This is a genomic window from Streptomyces sp. NPDC051211 (genome assembly GCF_040689505.1).
Taxonomy (GTDB): Bacteria; Actinomycetota; Actinomycetes; order Streptomycetales; family Streptomycetaceae; genus Streptomyces.
In genome coordinates this window covers 16,913-36,305 of record NZ_JBFBAV010000033.1, presented here as the reverse complement: position 1 = coordinate 36,305, position 19,393 = coordinate 16,913, and the positions used below count along the sequence as shown (strand labels likewise).

At 73.2% G+C, this 19,393-nt stretch carries 18 protein-coding genes; 13 read left to right on the top strand and 5 right to left on the bottom strand.

The genetic code is table 11. The features are described from left to right. Positions 1 to 127 precede the first annotated feature (127 nt). The 5 genes from AB0447_RS26605 (at position 128) to AB0447_RS26585 (ending at position 6,290) form a co-directional block, all read left to right on the top strand. Positions 128 to 3,001 carry a GNAT family N-acetyltransferase gene (locus tag AB0447_RS26605; protein ID WP_366479306.1) on the top strand — a complete coding sequence of 958 codons (2,874 nt, stop codon included), beginning with the start codon at positions 128 to 130 and terminating at the stop codon, positions 2,999 to 3,001. Between the two features lie 53 nt (positions 3,002 to 3,054). Then, positions 3,055 to 3,660, top strand: coding sequence for a DUF5998 family protein (locus AB0447_RS26600; protein WP_366479305.1), 606 nt, complete (start codon positions 3,055 to 3,057; stop codon positions 3,658 to 3,660). Then, positions 3,660 to 4,865, top strand: coding sequence for a nucleotide pyrophosphatase/phosphodiesterase family protein (locus AB0447_RS26595; RefSeq protein ID WP_366479304.1), 1,206 nt, complete (start codon positions 3,660 to 3,662; stop codon positions 4,863 to 4,865). The genes AB0447_RS26600 and AB0447_RS26595 overlap by 1 nt, the downstream gene beginning before the upstream one ends. A gap of 58 nt (positions 4,866 to 4,923) precedes the next feature. Next, the gene (locus AB0447_RS26590) at positions 4,924 to 5,574 is read left to right on the top strand and encodes a thymidine kinase (protein WP_366479303.1); all 651 of its coding nucleotides are present in this window, start codon (positions 4,924 to 4,926) and stop codon (positions 5,572 to 5,574) included. Between the two features lie 86 nt (positions 5,575 to 5,660). After that, on the top strand, positions 5,661 to 6,290 hold the full coding sequence (locus AB0447_RS26585) for a hypothetical protein (protein WP_366479302.1): 630 nt from the start codon (positions 5,661 to 5,663) through the stop codon (positions 6,288 to 6,290). 105 nt (positions 6,291 to 6,395) lie between these two features. Here AB0447_RS26585 and AB0447_RS26580 read toward each other — a convergent pair whose 3' ends face one another. Both AB0447_RS26580 and AB0447_RS26575 read right to left on the bottom strand, forming a co-directional pair. Further along, positions 6,396 to 7,421: a hemolysin family protein gene (locus tag AB0447_RS26580; protein ID WP_366479301.1), complete on the bottom strand. Its 1,026-nt coding sequence runs from the start codon at positions 7,419 to 7,421 to the stop codon at positions 6,396 to 6,398. Further along, positions 7,418 to 8,749, bottom strand: a complete 1,332-nt coding sequence (locus AB0447_RS26575; RefSeq protein ID WP_366479300.1) for a hemolysin family protein — start codon at positions 8,747 to 8,749, stop codon at positions 7,418 to 7,420. Before AB0447_RS26575 ends, AB0447_RS26580 begins: the two co-directional genes overlap by 4 nt. Before the next feature lie 304 nt (positions 8,750 to 9,053). Here AB0447_RS26575 and AB0447_RS26570 point away from each other — a divergent pair, with 304 nt between their 5' ends. Both AB0447_RS26570 and AB0447_RS26565 read left to right on the top strand, forming a co-directional pair. Further along, a complete protein-coding gene (locus tag AB0447_RS26570; RefSeq protein ID WP_366479298.1) occupies positions 9,054 to 9,623 on the top strand; it encodes a TerD family protein in 570 nt (189 codons plus the stop codon). A 188-nt stretch (positions 9,624 to 9,811) separates the two neighbouring features. Further along, entirely contained in the window at positions 9,812 to 10,090 is a 279-nt protein-coding gene (locus AB0447_RS26565; RefSeq protein WP_366479297.1) for a hypothetical protein, read from the top strand. A 48-nt stretch (positions 10,091 to 10,138) separates the two neighbouring features. Here the strand turns inward: AB0447_RS26565 and AB0447_RS26560 are convergent, their stop codons facing one another. Beyond that, on the bottom strand, positions 10,139 to 10,891 hold the full coding sequence (locus AB0447_RS26560; protein ID WP_366479296.1) for a GntR family transcriptional regulator: 753 nt from the start codon (positions 10,889 to 10,891) through the stop codon (positions 10,139 to 10,141). Between the two features lie 270 nt (positions 10,892 to 11,161). Here AB0447_RS26560 and AB0447_RS26555 point away from each other — a divergent pair, with 270 nt between their 5' ends. From AB0447_RS26555 to AB0447_RS26535, 5 genes are read left to right on the top strand one after another with little or no spacing between them, the layout of a single operon-like run. Further along, positions 11,162 to 12,328 carry an ABC transporter substrate-binding protein gene (locus tag AB0447_RS26555; protein ID WP_366479295.1) on the top strand — a complete coding sequence of 389 codons (1,167 nt, stop codon included), beginning with the start codon at positions 11,162 to 11,164 and terminating at the stop codon, positions 12,326 to 12,328. Beyond that, on the top strand, positions 12,328 to 13,236 hold the full coding sequence (locus tag AB0447_RS26550; protein WP_366479294.1) for an ABC transporter permease subunit: 909 nt from the start codon (positions 12,328 to 12,330) through the stop codon (positions 13,234 to 13,236). The genes AB0447_RS26555 and AB0447_RS26550 overlap by 1 nt, the downstream gene beginning before the upstream one ends. Then, a complete protein-coding gene (locus AB0447_RS26545; protein WP_366479293.1) occupies positions 13,224 to 14,210 on the top strand; it encodes an ABC transporter permease subunit in 987 nt (328 codons plus the stop codon). The genes AB0447_RS26550 and AB0447_RS26545 overlap by 13 nt, the downstream gene beginning before the upstream one ends. A gap of 3 nt (positions 14,211 to 14,213) precedes the next feature. After that, positions 14,214 to 15,338: an ABC transporter ATP-binding protein gene (locus AB0447_RS26540; RefSeq protein WP_366479291.1), complete on the top strand. Its 1,125-nt coding sequence runs from the start codon at positions 14,214 to 14,216 to the stop codon at positions 15,336 to 15,338. Between the two features lie 26 nt (positions 15,339 to 15,364). Continuing rightward, the gene (locus AB0447_RS26535; protein ID WP_366479341.1) at positions 15,365 to 15,994 is read left to right on the top strand and encodes an HAD family phosphatase; all 630 of its coding nucleotides are present in this window, start codon (positions 15,365 to 15,367) and stop codon (positions 15,992 to 15,994) included. Between the two features lie 42 nt (positions 15,995 to 16,036). Here AB0447_RS26535 and AB0447_RS26530 read toward each other — a convergent pair whose 3' ends face one another. Continuing rightward, entirely contained in the window at positions 16,037 to 16,810 is a 774-nt protein-coding gene (locus AB0447_RS26530) for a VOC family protein (protein WP_366479290.1), read from the bottom strand. A gap of 181 nt (positions 16,811 to 16,991) precedes the next feature. Here AB0447_RS26530 and AB0447_RS26525 point away from each other — a divergent pair, with 181 nt between their 5' ends. Further along, complete coding sequence (locus AB0447_RS26525) at positions 16,992 to 17,828, top strand: sulfurtransferase (protein WP_366479289.1); 837 nt, start codon at positions 16,992 to 16,994, stop codon at positions 17,826 to 17,828. 160 nt (positions 17,829 to 17,988) lie between these two features. On the opposite strand, the gene sepH is transcribed toward AB0447_RS26525, so the two are convergent. After that, the gene (gene sepH, locus AB0447_RS26520; protein ID WP_366479288.1) at positions 17,989 to 19,014 is read right to left on the bottom strand and encodes a septation protein SepH; all 1,026 of its coding nucleotides are present in this window, start codon (positions 19,012 to 19,014) and stop codon (positions 17,989 to 17,991) included. Positions 19,015 to 19,393 lie beyond the last annotated feature (379 nt).

The following is a 19,393-nucleotide window of genomic DNA, read 5'->3' as shown; positions in this document are numbered from 1 at the left end:
CGGCCTCGGCCCGTCTCCCGAGCCGTTGGACCTTCCCCAGCTTGCACTGGTTTGCCCCGAGTTGCCTAATGCGCCGCGCGAGCGCTTCCCGGCCCGTTCCGGCCCTTTCCGGCCTTAGGATCAGGCCATGACCACCGCGTCGGACCCTTCGTACCCGGCCCACTGGGAAGCGGACGTCGTGCTGCGCGACGGCGGCACCGCCCGGATCAGGCCCATCACCACCGAGGACGCCGGCCGCCTGGTCAGCTTCTACGAGCAGGTGTCGGACGAGTCGAAGTACTACCGGTTCTTCGCGCCCTACCCCCGGCTCTCCGACCGCGACGTGCACCGCTTCACGCACCACGACTACGTGGACCGGGTCGGCCTCGCCGCCACCGTCGGCGGGGAGTTCATCGCCACCGTCCGCTACGACCGCATCGGCCCCGACGGCCGCCCCGCCTCCGGCACCGCCGACCGGGCCGAGGTCGCCTTCCTGGTCCAGGACGCGCACCAGGGCCGCGGAGTCGCCTCCGCGCTCCTGGAACACATCGGCGCGGTGGCCCGGGAACGCGGCATCCGCCGCTTCGTCGCCGAGGTGCTGCCCGCCAACAACAAGATGATCAAGGTGTTCAAGGACGTCGGCTACCAGCAGCGGCGCAGCTTCGAGGACGGCTCCGTCCACCTCACCCTCGACCTCGAACCCACCGCCGAATCCCTCGCCGTCCAGCGCGCCCGCGAGCTGCGCGCCGAGGCCCGCTCCGTGCAGCGGCTGCTCGCCCCCGGCTCGGTCGCGGTGATCGGAGTCAGCCGGTCCGGTTCCGGCGTCGGCGCCGCCACCCTGCGCAACCTGCGCGACAGCGGCTTCCGCGGCCACCTCTACGCCGTGAACGACGCGCTCGCCCCCGGCATAGCCGGTGACCTCCTCGAAGGGGTCCGCGCCTACCGCACCCTCGCCGACATCGGCGCCCCGGTCGACCTCGCCGTCGTCGCGGTCCCCGCCGAGCGGGTCCCGGAGGCGGTCGCCGCCTGCGGCGAGCACGGCGTCCAGGGCCTGGTGGTCCTCTCCGCCGGATACGGCGAGAGCGGACCCGAGGGGCAGGACCGGCAGCGCGAACTCGTCCGCCAGGCCCGCTCGTACGGGATGCGGATCATCGGCCCCAACGCGTACGGAGTGATCAACACCTCGCCGGAGGTGAGCCTCAACGCCTCTCTGACGCCCGCCCCCGCGCCCGCCCGCGGCCGCATCGGCCTGTTCACCCAGTCCGGGGCCATCGGGATCGCCCTGCTGTCCGGCCTGCTGCGGCGCGGCGAAGGCCTGTCCTCGTTCGTCTCGGCCGGCAACCGGGCCGACGTCTCGGGCAACGACATCCTCCAGTACTGGTACGAGGACCCGGACACGGACGTGGCCCTGCTGTACCTCGAAACCCTCGGCAACCCGCGGAAGTTCACCCGCCTCGCCCGCCGCACCTCCGCCGTGAAGCCGGTGGTCGTCGCCAAGGGCGGCCGCCACAGCGGGGCCACCCCCGCCGGCCACGCGGTCCCCGGCACCCGGCTGCCCGACGCCACCGTCTCCGCCCTGCTCCGCCAGGCCGGCGTGATCCGCGTGGACACGGTCACCGAACTGGTCGACGCGGGCCTGCTGCTGGCCTCCCAGCCACTGCCCGCCGGCCCCCGCGTCGGCATCCTCGGCAACTCCGAATCCCTCGGCGTGCTCACGTACGACGCCTGCCTGTGGGAGCGGCTGCGCCCGCACGCCCCGCTCGACCTGACCACCGACGCCACCCCCGCCGACTTCCACGACGCGCTCGCGCGGGCACTCGCCGACGAGGCCAACGACGCGGTCGTCGTCACCGCGATTCCCTCGGTGGGGGAGCCGGAGCTGGCCGACGAGCTCGCGGACGCCCTGCGCGCGGCCGTCGAGGCGGGGCCGGCCAAGCCGGTGCTCGTGGTCCACGTGGAGCTGGGCGAGCTGGCGGACGCCCTGTCCGCCGCGCGGAACCCGGCCCCCGCCGCACCCCGGACCCCGCCGGCGGCGGTCCCGCCCCCGGAGCGCCCCGCTCCCGCGGCGCAGCTCCCGGGGTCCGGAGCGGACGGCGCGGACGGGGCGGACGGGGCGGACGAGGCGGGGGAGCGGCCCGCCCCCGGGAAGCCGGCGAGGATCCCCGCCTACCCCGCCGCCGAGCGGGCCGTCCGGGCCCTCGCCCAGGCCGTCCGGTACGCCGACTGGCGCCGCGCCAACGCAGAGGCCGGCAACGTGCCCGAGTACGAGGACATCGACGAGAGCGGGGCGGCCGCCCAGCTGGCGGCCCTGCTCGCCCCCGTCGCCGAGACCGAAACCGTCACCCTGGGCGACACCGACGCCCGCGAGCTGCTGGCCCGCTACGGGATCCGCGTGCTGCCCACCCTGCCCGCACCGACCTCCGACGCGGCCGTGGAAGGGGCCCGGCGGCTCGGCTACCCGGTCGCCCTGAAGACCACCGCCCCGCACCTGCGACACCGCGCCGACCTGGGCGGCGTACGCCTGGACCTGACCACCGAAGCCGAGCTGCGCCGCTCGTACGAGGAGCTCACCGACTCCCTCGGGAAGCCGGCCGAGCTGCTGCCCGTGGTCCAGGCCATGGTCCCGCGCGGCGTGGACACCGTCATCCGCTCCGTGATCGACCCGGCCGCCGGCGCCGTCCTCTCGTTCGGCCTCGCCGGGGTCGCCTCCGAACTCCTCGGCGACACCGCCCACCGGCTCGTCCCCGCCACCGCCCGGGACGCGGCCGAGCTGATCCGCTCCATCCGGACCGCGCCGCTGCTGTTCGGCTGGCGGGGCAGCGACCCGGTCGACACACCGGCCCTGGAAGAACTCCTGCTGCGGCTGTCCCGGCTGGTCGACGACCACCCGGAGGTGGTCGGAGTCACCCTGGAACCGGTCGTCGTCGCCACCGAGGGCCTCTCCGTGCTGAGCGCCACCGTCCGCATCGCCCATCCGCCCGCCCGCACCGACCTGGGCCCGCGGACCCTGCCGAGTTACTAGAGGGCGGTGCGAGGGCGGGGGAGGCACCCCGCACGGGCCTTAGGATGGACCTCATGGCGAAATCCGGTACGACGACCCAGGGGCTGCGCGCGGCGATCGAGCGCAGCGGCTACTACCCGGCCCTCGTGGCCGAGGCCGTGGAGGCCGCGGTGGGCGGCGAGCCGATCTCGTCGTACCTGGTCCACCAGGAGACCACCTTCGACTCCAACGAGGTGCGCCGGCACGTCACCGTGCTGGTCCTGACCGGCAACCGGTTCATCGTCAGCCACACCGACGAGCAGGCCGCGGACGCCGGATCCCCCTCCCCGTACGCGACCACCTCGACCGAGTCGGTCAAGCTCGCCAGCATCTCCTCGGTGGTGCTCAGCCGGGTCGTCGCCAACCCGGAGTCGTACACCCCCGGCACCCTGCCCCGTGAGGTCGTCCTCACCATCGGCTGGGGAGCCGTCTCCCGCATCGACCTGGAGCCCGCCGCCTGCGGCGACCCGAACTGCGACTCCGACCACGGCTACACCGGCAACTCCACCGCCGACGACCTGAGCCTGCGGGTCAGCGAAGCCGGTGACGGCCCGGAGGCGGTCCGCCAGACCCTGGTCTTCGCCCAGGCGCTCAGCGAAGCCACCGCGGCCACCGCGACCGCATCGGGTTCCGCCCGCTGATGACGTACTCGCCCGCGCAGGACTGGCACGACCCGGAGCTGCTGGACCTCGGCAGCGCCCCCGTCCCGGAGTACGGCACCGGCTCGCTCGCCGATCTGCTGCCCACGCTCGCGGCCGGCCAGGGCGTGCCGGGCCTCTCCGCCACTCTCGCGGAGCTCACCCCGGCCGACCGGAACTGCGTGTTCCTGATCGACGGGCTCGGCTGGGAGCAGATCGTCGCGCACCCGGAGTGGGCGCCGTACCTGACCTCCCTGCTGCCCACCTCGCGCGGCGGCACCGGACGGCCGATCACCTCCGGCTTCCCGGCGACCACCGCCACCTCGCTGGCCTCGGTCGGCACCGGCCTGCCTCCGGCCCGGCACGGCCTGCCCGGCTACGCCGTCCGCAACCCGGCGAGCGGCGAGCTGATGAACCAGCTCCGCTGGCAGCCGTGGACCTCGCCGCAGGTCTGGCAGCCGTACCCGACGGTCTTCCAGCTCGCCGACGCGGCCGGCATCGCCACGGCCCAGGTGTCCTCCCCGGCCTTCCAGACCACTCCGCTCACCAAGATCGCGCTCAGCGGCGGCACCTTCCTCGGCCGGATGACCGGCGAGGAGCGGATGGACCTGGCCGCCGACCGGCTGGCCGCCGGGGACCGCTCGCTCGTGTACACGTACTACAGCGAGCTCGACGGCGCCGGCCACCGGCACGGGGTGGACTCCGACGCCTGGCGCGGCCAGCTGATGCACGTGGACCGCCTCGTGCAGCGGCTCGCCGAGCAACTCCCGCCGCGCACCGCGCTGTACGTCACCGCCGACCACGGCATGGTGGACATCCCGTTCGACGAGGACTCCCGGATCGACTTCGACGAGGACTGGGAACTCGGCGCGGGCGTCGCCCTGCTGGGCGGCGAGGGCCGGGCCCGGCACGTGTACGCCGTACCCGGCGCGGAGTCCGACGTCCTGGCCGTCTGGCGGGAGGTCCTGGGCGACCGCTTCTGGATCGCGAGCCGCGAAGAGGCCCTGGACCGCGGCTGGTTCGGGCCGCCCGGGGAGTGCGACGAGCGGGTGCTCGGCCGGATCGGCGACGTGGTCGCCGCCGCCCACGCCGACGTTGCGATCACCGCCTCCGTCAACGAGCCGAACGAGTCCGGCCTCACCGGCATGCACGGCTCGATGACCCCGGCCGAGCAGCTGGTCCCGCTGCTCGAAATCCGCTCCTCCTGACGCCCGCCCGCCCCCGGCCGTCCGTCCCCCCACTCCGCCGAAAGGTCCCGTACTTCCCATGCCCGAGCTGGTGTTCTTCTCCGGAACGATGGACTGCGGAAAGAGCACTCTGGCGCTCCAGATCGGCCACAACCGCTCTGCCCGCGGACTCCAGGGTGTGATCTTCACCCGCGACGACCGGGCGGGCGAGGGCAAGATCTCCTCCCGCCTCGGCCTGGTGACGGAGGCGGTCGAGGCGGGCGAGGGCATGGACCTGTACGCCTACCTGGTCGCGCAGCTCTCCAAGGGCGGCAAGGCCGACTACGTGATCGTCGACGAGGCGCAGTTCCTCGCCCCCGAGCAGATCGACCAGCTCGCCCGCATCGTCGACGACCTCGACATGGACGTCTTCGCCTTCGGCATCACCACCGACTTCCGCACCAAGCTCTTCCCGGGCTCGCAGCGGCTGATCGAGCTGGCCGACCGGATCGAGCAGCTCCAGGTCGAGGCCCTGTGCTGGTGCGGGGCCCGCGCCACCCACAACGCCCGCACGGTGGGCGGCCGGATGGTCGTGGAGGGCGCCCAGGTCGTCGTCGGCGACGTGAACCGCCCCGCCGAGGAGATCGGCTACGAGGTCCTCTGCCGCCGCCACCACCGCCGCCGCATGACCTCGGCCTCGGCCCACGCCGGCGCCCTCTCCCCGGACGTCCTCCCGGTCAACCACGCCTGACCGTCCTGCTCGGCAAGACACCCCGCGGGCCCTGCCGGCCTCGTTGATAGCTTGCTCCCCTACCTGTCTTCGTTCAACGGGGGATCATGAGCCAGCACCAGCCGCCGCAGCACAACCCGTACACCCAACCTGCCGTATCCCAGCAGCCCTTGGGGTACGGTGCCCCGCCGCCCATGCCGGGGCAGGCACCGGTGCAGCCGGGTTGGCCGATGCAGCCGCCCGGCCACCCGTACCCCCACCCCGCGCCCCCCGGTCGGCGGCCGAACACCGGCCACCCGGTAGGGGCGTTCTTCCTCGGGCTGCTCGCCTCGGTGATCGTCGCGATGCTCTACAGCGGCATCATCCTGGCCACCTACGAAGACCAGACGGAACACCAGGCGCACACCCTCTACGTACTCCACGCCCTGCTCAACGGAGTTGCCGTCGGCGCCCTGGTCGGCCTGGTGGGCCGCCGCAGCAACGGCGCCCGGATCGGCGCGGCCGTCGTGGCCCCGCTCGGCGCCTTCTTCGGCTACACCAACGCGATACCGCTCGTCATCGCCGCACGCGAAACGCCCGCAGCCGTCGGCGACATGATGGAGATCGACCCCTTCTTCCCGGCCAAGGCGTGGTGGGGCAGCCAGAGCGATACGGAATGGCTCTCCCTGTCGGGCCTCGTGGTCGCCGCGGCAGCAGCCTGGGGCCTCGCCTACGCCATCGGCAGGAGGCGGGCCTGACCCCAACGGGCGGCGCGGTGCCGGGGACATCGGTATGACGACCTGCCCGACACCGCACCCCGGGGCACCGAGGTCCCGCCGCTGCTCGACGACCCGCTGCTCGGGTCAGGCGTCGGGGTCGTGGGCGGCGCCGACCAGTTCTTCCAGGACGTCTTCCATGGTGACGAAGCCGAGGACGGTGCCCTTGTTGCCGGTGACGGCGGCGAGGTGCGTGCCGGCCGCGCGCATGGCGGTCATGGTGTCGTCCAGGGGGGTGTCGAGGGCCACCTTGGTGATCGGGTGCAGGGACGCGCGGGGGAAGGGCGCGGTGCGGTCGGGGGCGGCCAGGGCGTCCTTGATGTGGAGGTAGCCGAGGATCTCGTCGCCGGGGCCGGTGACCGGCAGACGGGAGTAGCCGTGGCTGGCGGCGGTCCGTTCCAGGCCGCGGGGGGTGATGTCGTGGGCGACGGTGACCACCCGGTCGAGGGAGACCATGACGTCGCCGACGGGGCGGGTGCCGAGCTCCAGGGCGTCCTGGAGGCGTTCGCCGTCCTCGGGCGCGAGGAGGCCGGCGGCGCTGGAGTCCTTGACCAGGCGGGCGAGTTCGTCGTCGGTGAAGACGGACCCGACCTCGTCCTTGGGCTCGACCTTCATCAGCCGCAGCAGGGCGTTGGCGAAGGCGTTGATGCCGAAGACGAAGGGACGCAGGGTGCGGGTGAGCGCCACCAGGGGCGGGCCCAGGAGCAGGGCGGTGGGTGCCGGGGCGGCGAGCGCGATGTTCTTGGGCACCATCTCGCCGACCAGCATGTGCAGGTACGTCGCCAGGGCGAGCGCGATGACGAACGCGATCGGGTGGATCAGCGCCTCGGGGACGCCGATGCTGTGGAACGGGGGTTCCAGCAGGTGGGCGATGGCGGGCTCGGCGACCGCGCCCAGGACCAGGGAGGAGACGGTGATGCCGAGCTGGGCGGTGGCCATCATCGCCGAGAGGTGCTCCAGCCCCCACAGGGTGGCCTTCGCCCGCCGGTCGCCCTTGAGGGCCGCCGGTTCGACCTGGCTGCGCCGTACGGAGATCAGCGCGAACTCGGCGCCGACGAAGAAGGCGTTGGTGATCAGCGTGAACGCACCGATCAGCAGCTGGATCGCGGTCATCGGCCCTGCTCCTCGGTGGTGGTGGGACCGGCCGGTGCGGTGATCGACACCCGGTCGGCGCGGTGGTGCTCTATGTCGAGTACGGACAGCTCCCAGCCGTCCACGACCACCGTGTCGCCCTCGACGGGGATGCGCGCCAGGCGGGTCGCGATCAGGCCGGCGAGGGTCTCGTACGGGCCTTCGGGCGCGGCCAGGCCGATCTCCGCGAGCTCGTCGACGCGGACGCTGCCGTCCGCCTCCCACACGCGGCGTCCGTCCTCCTCGGGCGCTTCGACGAGGTCGGGGACCTCCATCGGGTCGTGCTCGTCGCGGACCTCGCCGACGACCTCTTCCACGATGTCCTCGACGGTCGCCACGCCGGCGGTGCCGCCGTATTCGTCGATGATCACGGCCATGGTGCGGGCCTTGCGCAGCCGGCCCAGCAGCCGGTCCACGGGAAGGGAGTGCGGCACCAGCAGCGCCGAGGTCATCAGGTCCGCGACCGGGGTGGCGGCGCGCTCGTCCTCGTCCAGGGCGAGGACGTCCCGGATGTGGAGGGTGCCGATCACCTCGTCCAGGGTGTCGCGGTAGACCGGGAAGCGGGAGATGCCGGTGGCCAGGGTCAGGTTCGCGGCGTCGGCGGCGGTGGCGTGGGCCGCCAGGGCCTGGACGTCGACGCGCGGGGTCATCACGTTCTCCGCGGTCAGCTCCGCCAGGTGCAGGGTCTTCACGAACAGCTCGGCCGAGTCCGCCTCGATCGCGCCCTCACGGGCGGAGTGCTGGACGAGTGCGACCAGTTCCTCCGGGGTGCGGGCGGAGGCCAGCTCCTCGGCGGGCTCCAGCCCGAAGCGGCGCACCAGGCGGTTCGCCGTGTTGTTCAGGTGCCGGATCAGCGGGGCGAACGCGGCGGTGAAGCCGCGCTGCGGGCCCGCGACGACCTTCGCCACGCCCAGCGGGTGCGAGATCGCCCAGTTCTTCGGGACCAGCTCCCCGACCACCATCAGGACGACCGTCGACAGGGCCACGCCCAGCAGGGTCGCGGTGGTCGAGACCGCGCCGGCCGGGAGCCCGGCGGCTTCCAGCGGCCCCCGCAGCAGGGCGGCCACGGACGGCTCGGCGAGCATGCCGATCACCAGTGAGGTCACGGTGATGCCGAGCTGGGCGCCGGACAGCTGGAAGGTGAGCCGCTTGGCGGCCTTCAGGGCGCTTTCGGCACCCCGCTCACCCGCGGTGACGGCGCGCTCGAGCTCACTGCGCTCGACCGTGGTGAGGGAGAACTCGGCGGCGACGAACACCGCACACGCCAGCGTCAGAGCCAGCGCGAGAAGCAGCAGCAGGACTTCGGTCACCGTGCCACCCCCGCTCCCCGGCTCGGAATCTGCGGGCAGGGCGTGGCACGGCTGGGACTGGGAGGTTCACCCATTGCGGGTCTGCTGCTCCTTCTTCACTCGGCGGACTCGGGTGGGCCGGTCCGGTTGCTGCCTGTGGCGGGACATTATCCGCTGGACAATGGTAATGGGTAAGTAAAGCCCCTGGCCGTCCAGGGACTCTCCGTCCTGAGCGGAGCGGGGTGGCGCACCCGGGTGGAGGCGGTGTCCGGCAGTAGATTTCGGGCTCGACGGCACAAGTCCGACAACACGAGAGGGATGCGACATGGGTGTGAGCCTTTCCAAGGGCGGCAACGTCTCGCTGAGCAAGGAGGCCCCCGGCCTGACCGCCGTACTGGTCGGCCTGGGCTGGGACGTCCGCACGACCACCGGCACCGATTACGACCTCGATGCCAGCGCGCTGCTGGTGGGGGAGTCCGGCAAGGTCGCCTCCAGCGGCAACTTCGTCTTCTACAACAACCTGAAGAGCCCGGACGGTTCGGTCGAGCACACCGGTGACAACCTCACCGGTGAGGGCGAGGGCGACGACGAGGTCATCAAGGTCGACCTGGCCGCGGTGCCCGCCGATGTCGCGAAGATCGTCTTTCCCGTCTCGATCCACGAGGCCGACAGCCGCGGCCACAGCTTCGGCCAGGTCCGCAACGCCTTCATCCGGGTCGTCAACCAGGCGGGCGGCGCCGAACTCGCCCGCTACGACCTCTCCGAGGACGCCGCGACCGAAACCGCGATGATCTTCGGTGAGCTCTACCGCAGCGGCGAAGAGTGGAAGTTCCGCGCCGTCGGCCAGGGGTACGCCTCCGGCCTGGCCGGCATCACCGCCGACTTCGGCGTCTGACGCGACGGGCACGTCCGACGCGACGGGTACCCCTGACGCGACGGGCACCGCGGGCGGGCCGGAACCATCCCCGGCCCGCCCGCGGCCGAGCGGTGCGCGGGCCGCTCCGGCCGACCGGGCCCGGGGCCGGTCGCGCGGCTACCCTGGAAAGTGGCCGGTCCGGTCGTGGTCGGCACGGGAGGCGGACCATGAGACGACGCCATCACTTCCACATCGATCACGCCGGGCACTCGGTCAGCGCCACCGTGCAGACGGGCCACACCGTCATCGTGGAGGTGCTCGTCGACGGCAAGGAGACCGGTCACGGCACGACGCACGACGACCACCCGGTCACCGTGCCCGTCGAGCTGCCCGCCGAGCCGCCCATGCCCGTGTCCGTCCGCGCCGTACCCGGGCCCGGTGTGCCGCGGTGCTTCCTGGAGGTGGCCGGGGCGGAGCCCCAGGTGATGTCGCCCCGACCGTACTGACCTCAGGCGTACCGACTTCAGTGCGTACCGACCTCAGGCGTACTGGCCTCAGGCGGGCGGTGCCCCGCGGTGGCGTTCCAAGGGGGTCGCGGTGGCGGAGTTGGTCACGCTGAAGGTGACGCTGCCGGGCCGGTAGCGGTCGTCGCTCCATTCGATGGGGCGGCCCGACTGGTCGCAGGTGACGTGGCGCTGGCGCAGCAGCGGGCTGCCCCGGCGGACCTGCAGCAGGCCGGCGTCCTCGGTGCCCGCCGGCACGGCGTCGATGAGGTGCTCGCCGTACTGGGCGACGATGCCCGCGTCCCGCGCGATGCTGTCCATGATCGACACGCAGTCCTCGGGCAGCGCCTCGACCGCCGGCGCGGCCCAGTCCGCGTAGGCGGTGCGCTCCACCATCGCCGGCTCGCCGTCCAGCGAGCGCAGGCGCAGGACGTGCAGGACCTCGCCGTCCGCGGGCAGGGCCAGCCTGCGGGCCTCCTCGGCCGTGGCCGGCCGCCTCGACCGTACGAGGATCCGGCTGCCGGCGCTCAGGCCCATGCCCCGGGCCCATTGGGCGAAGCTGTTCAGCTCGGCGAAGCTGTGGCGCCGCTCCTGGCGGAGCACGATGCGGCGCGCACCCTGGCGGGAGCCGATCAGCCCCTCGGAGGTCAGCAGGGCGACGGCCTGGCGGACGGTCCCGCGCGATGCCGACCAGCGGGCCACCAGCTCGCTCTCGGACGGGAGCCGGGCCCCGACGGGGTGGTCGCCTTCGAGTATCGCCCGGCGGATGCCGTCCGCGATCTCCAGATAGCGCGCCGTCCCCACCTGCCGGCCCCCCTTCGCTGCTGCGCGGTTGTGTGCAGCCGGTCACCCTGGGTGCCGACCTGACGCCCACTCTAACCCTGACCGCAATCGATCCGTACCCGTCCTGAGATCTTCAACACGACTGCGTTCACCTGGACTTCATGCGCGCCGTGTCTTCGTTCGGCGCTCCCGGACCGGCCATGCCCCGTTCATCTCGGCGTCGGTCGGCACGGGCGAAGTAGGGCTCGACTTGTTCAGACAAGTAACCCCCTCTCGCTTCAGGAGTCTCCTGTGCCAAGACCTTCCGGCCGCCGCGTGGCCGTCCTGCTCGGCGCCGCCGCGCTCACCGCCCTCAGCGCCGCGTGCGGGGCCAAGCCCGACGCCCCGGCCGCGGGAGCCACCGGTGCCGCCGGCGCCACGGCGGATGCGAAGACCGCCGCCTCGGCCACCGCGTTCGGCGGCATGAAGAACCTCGTCGCGGCCGCCGAGAAGGAGGGCGAGCTCAACGTGATCGCCCTGCCGCCGGACTGGGCGAACTACGGCGAGATCATCAAGGCCTTCGAGGCCAAGTACAAGATCAAGGTCAAGAGCGAGAACCCGGACGCCTCCAGCGCCGACGAGATCGCCGCGGTGAAGTCCCGCAAGGGCCAGGACCGCGCCCCCGACGTCCTCGACCTGGGCATCGCCTTCGCCCGCAGCGGCGCCGCCGAGGGCCTGTTCGCCCCGTACAAGGTCGAGGCGTGGGACAAGATCCCGGCAGGCCAGAAGGACGCGGACGGCCGCTGGTACAACGACTACGGCGGCTACGTCTCCATCGGCTGCGACGCCGAGCGCATCACGGTCTGCCCGCAGACCTTCGCCGACCTCCTCAAGCCCGAGTACAAGGGCAAGGTCGCCCTCAACGGCAACCCCACCAAGTCCGGTTCGGCCTTCGGCGGCGTCTACGCGGCCGCGCTCGCCAACAAGGGCTCCTTCGCCGACATCCAGCCGGGCATCGACTTCTTCGGGAAGCTGAAGAAGAGCGGGAACTTCATCCCGGTCGAGTCCACCCCGGCCACCGTCGAGAAGGGCGAGACGCCCATCAGCATCGACTGGGACTACCTGAACGCCGGCTACGCCGACCAGTTCAAGGGCAAGGGCGTCGACTGGAAGGTCGCCGTCCCCACCGACGGCGTCTACGCCCAGTTCTACTCCCAGGCCATCAACAAGGAGGCCCCGCACCCGGCCGCCGCCCGCCTGTGGATGGAGTTCCTCTACAGCACCGAGGGCCAGAACCTGTGGCTCAAGGGCTACGCCCGCCCCGTGCTGCTGCCCGCCATGACCACCGCGGGCACCGCCGACCAGGGCTCCGTCGCCAAGCTCCCCAAGGTGGAGGGCACGCCGAACTTCCCCGCCTCCGCCGAGCTCGACAAGGCCAAGGCCACCCTCGCCGAGAAGTGGGACAAGGCCCTCTCCTGATGTCTGCCCCCACCCCTCAAACGGGCCCCTCCGTTTCCACACCCGCCGGCGGCGCCCGCCGCCGGCGGCGCGGCCCCCGCACCTGGCTCGCGGCGCTCCCGCTCCTCGTCTTCGCCGGCCTGTGCTTCGGCATCCCGCTCGGTGCCCTGGTCTTCGGCGCGGTCACCCGCACCGCCCCCGGAACGGGCACCACCTCCCTGACCGGTGAGCACCTGGCCCGCTCCCTGCAAGGCCCCTACCTCGGCTCCCTCATCGGCAGCGTCGAACTGTCCGCGCTCACCGCGCTCATCGGCGCCGTCCTCGGGATCCTGATCGGGCAGGCCGTCGTCACCTCCCGCTCCCGCGCCCTGCGCAACGCGACGCTGACCGCCTCGGGCGTGCTGGCCAACTTCGGCGGCGTCCCCCTGGCCTTCGCGTTCATCGCCACCCTCGGCATCTCCGGAGTGGTCACCCAGCTCGCCGACCTCGGCAGTCTGGGCTGGGACCTGTACTCCTTCACCGGCCTGGCCGTGGTCTACCTCTTCTTCCTGATCCCGCTCATGGTCCTGGTCACCGTGCCCGCGCTGGACGGGCTGCGACCCCAGTGGCGGGAGGCGGCCCGCAACGCGGGCGCCACCCCCTGGCAGTTCTGGCGCCACGTCGGCCTGCCCGTGCTCGCCCCCTCCCTGCTCGGCGGTTTCGTACTCCTCTTCGGTACGGCCTTCGCCGCGCACGCCACGGCCGCCGCCCTGGTCGGCGGCTCGGTGCCGCTGGTCACCCTGAAGATCGCGGACGCGCTCTCCGGGAACGTCCTGGTCGGCCAGGAGAACGTGGCACTCGCCCTCGGGCTCGACATGATCCTGATCGCCGGCCTGGTCATGGCGGTCTACCTGCCCCTGACGCGACGGAGCGCCCGATGGCTGCGATGACCCCCACCGCCCCGGACGCGTCCCCGGAGCCCGCGCCGGAGCCTGCGCCGGAGAGCGCGCCGGAGCCTGCGCCGGAGAGCGTCCCGGAGAGCGCGCCGGTCGAGGCGGAAGCCCCGGCGCCGCGCGTCCGCCCCGGCCGGGCACCCGCCCGGCGGCGCCCGCGGATCTGGCGCGGGCTCGTCCTCGCCCTCGCCGGTGCGTACTTCCTCGTCCCGCTCGTCGCCTCGTTCGTCTTCACCGTGCACATCCCGGGCCGGGGCCTCTCCTTCGACGCCTACACGGAGCTGCTGGCCGCCGACGGGTTCACCGAGAGCCTGCTGCTCTCCCTGGGCCTCGCCGCCGCCACCATCGCGCTCTCCCTGGTGCTCACCGTGCCCGCCCTGATCGCCGTACGGCTCGGCTCGCCCCGGCTGCGTCCGGTGATCGAGGTGATGTGCATGCTGCCGCTGGTCGTGCCGCCGATCGCCCTGGTCACCGGCATCAGCACGGTGCTGCGCTGGGGGCCGGAACACCTGTCGCACACCCCCCTCTACCAGACCTTCATCGCCGTGCAGAACGAGTCGTTCCCGCTCGTGCTGGTCCTGGCCTACACCGTCCTGGCCCTGCCCTTCGTGTACCGCTCACTGGACGCCGGACTGCGGGCCGTCGACGTGCCGACCCTGGTGGAGGCCGCCCGCAGCTGCGGTGCGTCCTGGCCGTACACGGTCGTCCGGGTGCTGCTGCCGAACCTCCGGTCCTCGCTGGCGGGCGCCGCCTTCCTCACGCTGGCGCTGGTCCTGGGCGAGTTCACCATCGCCTCCCTGCTCGGCTTCCAGCCGTTCGCCGTGTGGATCGTGTCGATCTCCGGCGCCCAGGCCCGGATGTCCGTGGCCGTCTCCATCCTCAGCCTCGTCCTCACCTGGGTGCTGCTGCTGGTCCTTTCCCGCACTGGAACGGCCTCATCCGCTTCGGCGCCCTCCCCCAAGGAGTCCTGACCCATGTCCTCAGCCACCGCGGAACGGCCCCGGCCGGCCGCCACCACCGGAGCCCGGGTCGAATTCCGCTCCCTGCGACGGACCTTCGGCTCCACCGTCGCCCTCGACGGCCTCGACCTGACCGTCGAGCCCGGCGAACTGCTCGCCCTGCTCGGCCCCTCGGGCTGCGGCAAGACCACCGCCCTGCGCATGGTTGCCGGCTTCGAACAGCCCGACTCGGGCGAAGTCCTCGTCGACGGCCGGGACATCACCGGCGTACCGGCCAACCGGCGCGACGCCGGCATGGTCTTCCAGTCGTACAGCCTCTTCCCCCACCTCACCGCCCGCGACAACGTCGCCTTCGGCCTGCGCGTGCGCAAGGTGCCCGCCGCCCGCCGGCAGGCGCGGGCCGCCGAACTCCTCGAGCTCGTCGGGCTGCCCCGGCACGGCGACCGCTACCCCCACCAGCTCTCCGGCGGGCAGCAGCAGCGCGTGGCCCTCGCCCGCGCCCTGGCCCTGGAACCGCGGGTCCTGCTGCTGGACGAGCCGCTGTCGGCGCTCGACGCGAAGGTACGGCTGAGCCTGCGCGAGGAGATCCGGAGGCTCCAGCTCTCCCTGGGCGTCACCACCGTCTTCGTCACGCACGACCAGGAGGAAGCCCTGTCGATGGCCGACCGGGTCGCGGTCCTCAACGCGGGCCGGCTGGAGCAGTGCGCGCCGCCGGCCGAGCTGTACGCGCGCCCCGCCACCACCTTCGTCGCCGAGTTCGTCGGCACCATGAACCGGCTGGCGGGCCGGCTGGCCGACCGCGGCGCCGGCGGCGACAGCGGCGGCAACGGGGGCAGCGCTCTGGTCGAGGTCGCCGGGCGCACGCTTCCGGTGGACGGCCCGGCCCCGGACGGGCCCGAGGTCGACGTCCTGGTCCGCCCGGAGAACGTGGCGGTGACCGCCGACTCGGACGGCACCGCCACCGTGGTCTCCACCTCCTTCTTCGGTGCCGTCACCCGGGTGCTGCTCGACCTCCCGGAAGGCGGCACCGTCAAGGCCGACCTCCCCTCGCGGGACGCGGACGACCTGCTGCCCGGCGTCCGTGCGGCCATCGCGCTCGCCGACCGGCCGGTGCTCGTCGTACCGCGGGCGACTGCGTGACCGCCCTGGCCGCCGTCCTGTTCGACATGGACGGCACGCTGGTGGACACCGAAGGGCTGTGGTGGGACGTGACCTCCGAGGTGGCGGCCGGACTCGGCCACCGGCTCGGCCCGACCGACGCCCCGGAGGTCGTCGGCCGCGCCGTCGAGGACACCGCCGCCCACCTCGTACGGATCACCGGCCGCGGCGGGGCGGAGCGCGTCGCGGCGGAACTCGGCGCGGAGTTCTTCCGCCGGGTGGAGGCCGGTGCGCCCATGCGGCCGGGCGCCGCGCGGCTGCTCTCCGAACTCGAGCGGGAGGGCGTCCCGTTCGCCCTGGTGAGCGCCTCCCCGAGGGCCGTGGTCGACTCGGTCACCCGGGGAGCGCTGGCCCGCGTGCCGTTCGCCTTCACCCTCTCCGCCGACGACACCGCACGGACCAAGCCCCACCCCGACCCGTACCGGGCCGCGGCCGAACGCCTCGGGGTGCCGGCGGGCGGCTGCGTCGCCGTCGAGGACTCCCCGGACGGGGCCGCCTCGGCCGACGCGGCGGGCTGCGCGGTCCTCGTGGTGCCGTCCCTGCTGCCCGTACCGCCGTCGCCGCGGCGCGTCTTCGCCGACGGCCTCGACCGGATCGGCCCGGCGGACCTGCGGCGCTGTCTGGAGCAGACGCGCTGACGGTCACCGGTCCGGTTCCGAGGCCGTGCCGTTCCGTCCCGGTCAGGGCATGGACTGGACGATCGTGAAGACCGCGCCCTCCGGGTCGGCGACCGTGGCCAGGCGGCCGAGGGCGCCCTCGCGGGGCGCCTTGACGACGCGCCCGCCGAGGTCGAGGACCTGGTCGGCGGCCCGGTCGGTGTCCGCCACCTCGAAGTACGTCATCCAGTGCGCGCCCCGGTCGTGCGGCAGCGCGCGGCCCACGCCGTGGACCGAGGCGACCGGCAGGCCGCCCAGGTGCAGGGTCAGGTAGTCGAGCTCGGCGGAGTCCACGGCCTGGGCCTCGTGGCCGAACACCGACTGGTAGAACTTGCCGACCATCGTGGTGTCCTGGGTGACCAGCTCGTTCCAGACAGGGGTGCCCGGCGTCCCGCTCAGCCGGGTGCCGATGTGGGCCGAGGCCTGCCAGATCCCGAAGACCGCGCCGGCCGGGTCGGAGCAGATGGCCATCCGCCCGGCCTGGCCCGCATCCAGCGGGCCCACCGCCACCGTGCCGCCGCAGCAGCGGATGGCCTCCGCCGTCTCGTCCGCGTCGTCGGTGGCCAGGTAGGTGGTCCAGGCGACCGGCAGGTGGCGGTCCGGCGGCATCTGGCCGATGCCCGCCACCTCCTTGCCGTCCAGCAGGGCCCGGACGTACGGGCCGAGCGAATCGGGGCCCGGGGCGTACTCCCAGCCGAACAGTGCGCTGTAGAAGTCCTCGGTGGTCCCGAGGCTGTGCACCATCAGGCTCACCCAGCACGGTGTGCCGGGGATGCGCCGCATTGCTGCCTCGGTCATCGCCGAATCTCCTCCGCCGTCTCGCGTGTCCGCTTGCCGCTGCTGATGCTTCCACTCCGCGGGCCCGGGCGCGCCCCGGCCCGCCGCATTTCCGGTGGGCTCGCAGAGATGACCGAATCCCTGCGGCACGTCGATGTCGGTCGTGTTACGCGGGGTGTCGGAAGGGGGAGAGGATGGAGTCATGACTGCGATCCTCTCCGCATCCGAACTGATGACCGAGCTGGCGGGTCCGCGGCCGCCGGTGCTGCTCGACATCCGCTGGCAGCTGGGCGGCCCCGATCTGCGGCCCGAGTACGAGGCCGGGCATCTCCCCGGTGCGGTGTACGTCGACCTCGACCGCGAACTCGCAGGTCCGCCGGGGTCCGGCGGCCGCCATCCGCTGCCGGACCCGGAGGCGTTCGGGGCGGTGATGCGCCGGGCCGGCGTCTCCGCCGAGCACCCCGTGGTCGTGTACGACGGCGGGCTGGGCTGGGCCGCGGCCCGCGCCTGGTGGCTGTTGCGCTGGACGGGGCACACCGGGGTGCGGGTCCTCGACGGGGGCCTGGCCGCATGGATCTCGGCGGGGGGTGGACTGACGGTCGAGGAGCCCTCGCCCACGGAGGGCGATTTCAAGCCAAGTCCAGGGGCCGTGGAGCTGATCGACGCGGACGGCGCGGCCGCGCTGGCCCGGACCGGCTTGTTGCTGGATGCGCGGGCGGGGGAGCGGTACCGGGGCGAAATCGAGCCGATCGACCGGGTCGGAGGCCACATTCCGGGCGCGGTTTCGGCCCCGACGGCCGAAAACGTTCGATCCGACGGCGGGCTGCTCCCGGCGGCGGAGCTCCGGGCCCGTTTCGAGGGGCTGGGAGCCTCCGGCGAGACCCCGGTGGGCGTGTACTGCGGCTCCGGTGTTTCGGGAGCGCACCAGGTGCTGGCCCTCGAGGTCGCGGGCATCCCGGCGGCCCTCTACGCGGGCAGCTGGTCGGAGTGGTCCTCGGACCCGGCCCGCCCGGTGGCCACCGGACCGGACCCGCAGTAGAGCCCGGCAGCCGGGCGCGCGGGAAGCGCCGTGCAACACGGAGCGGCCGCACCGGAGTTCCGGTGCGGCCGCTCCGCCGCGTCGTGCCGCGCGCACCGTGGCCCCGGTGCGTGCGTCGTGCCCCGGTGCGCGTACCGGGCGGGGTTGCTGCTGTTCGGAGTTACTCCTGCTTCTTGCGGCGGGTGCCGAAGACGATCTCGTCCCAGCTGGGTACCGCCGCGCGGCGGCCCGGACGGACGCCGTCCGCCTCGGCCTGACGGTCCGTGGTGCCGGTCAGCCGGTCGCGGTGGCCGGCCACCGTCCGCGGCATCAGGACGTCCGCGTATGCCGATCCGGCTCCTGCCGAGGCGGCCGGCGGGGCCTCCTCGGCCTCTTCCGGCTCGGACTCCGGCGCGGTGGCGGGCCGTTCCGGAACCACCAGGTCGCCCCGGAAGCTCGGTACCGCCTCCAGCAGGCTGGTCAGCGTGTCCCGTTCCTCCTCCGGTTCCGGCGGGGGCGCCGCGGAGGCGATGGCCGGGAGCTGGCGGTCCAGCGCGCGGTCGAGCGGCCGGTCGCGCGGCAGCCTGGCGATCCGCGGTACGAACGGGAAGGTCGGCTCCGGGGCGGCCGGGATGTCGTCCGACTCGCCGATCAGCGAGCGGGCCTCGTCGTCCACGGCCACGACCAGCCGCCGCGGCGGATCGTACGTCCAGCTCGCCGAGTGTGGTTCACCGGCCACCCGGTAGACCAGCAGGACCTCCCAGGTGCCGTCGTCGCGGCGCCACGAGTCCCACTGCACGGTCTCCTTCTCGGCCCCGCGCAGCGTGAGCCGCTCCTGCACGGCCTCGCCGAGCTGGGGTCCGGTGTTCTCGCCGGGACGGCGCACGGGGGTCTTCCGGGCCCGCTCCGCCATGAACGCGCGCTCCGCGAGCACCGGGCCCTCGAAGCGGCGTACCCGGTCGACGGGGATGCCGGCGAGCTGCGCGACCTCCTCCGCGGAGGCACCGGCACGTATCCGGGCCTGGATGTCCCGCGGGCGGAGGTGGCTCTCCACCTCGATCTCGATCTGGTTCAGGCGTGCGCGGTCGTTGCGCACGGCAGCCCGCAGCCGTTCGTCGATCGGAAGCGTGTACTCCGTGCTGTCCGCAGCCTTGAGCACCAGTCGTGTGCCGTCATTGGAGACGGCCACGACACGCAGTTCGGGCATGGGGACCTCCCGGGTGGTGCCTGCCGACGTCACGTGCGTCGCTGCTTCCGCTAGTCGAGTGTGGCCTGCCCGGGTGCAGCCTGCCACAACCTTGCCGAGTTCAACCGGCGTGTCGGGCATGCGCCCTTGATCGCCGTTATGGCACGGTTACCTGTTGGCGACAGACAGTGACCGACCGGTCACTCTGTGCAGCAGAAACCCGTGCGATAGCGCGTCCTCGCCGGTTTCGAGCGCCGTTTCTCCATCAACCGGCCCCCTCTCCCGGGTCCGGACATCCGTAAGGACGGACGGCCCCAGGGCTCGCCACAGTACTCCATTCGGGCCACCTGGGTGGACCGCCGCGCCGCCGAACTTGTCCCGCCCGAGGGGAGTTGGCGGC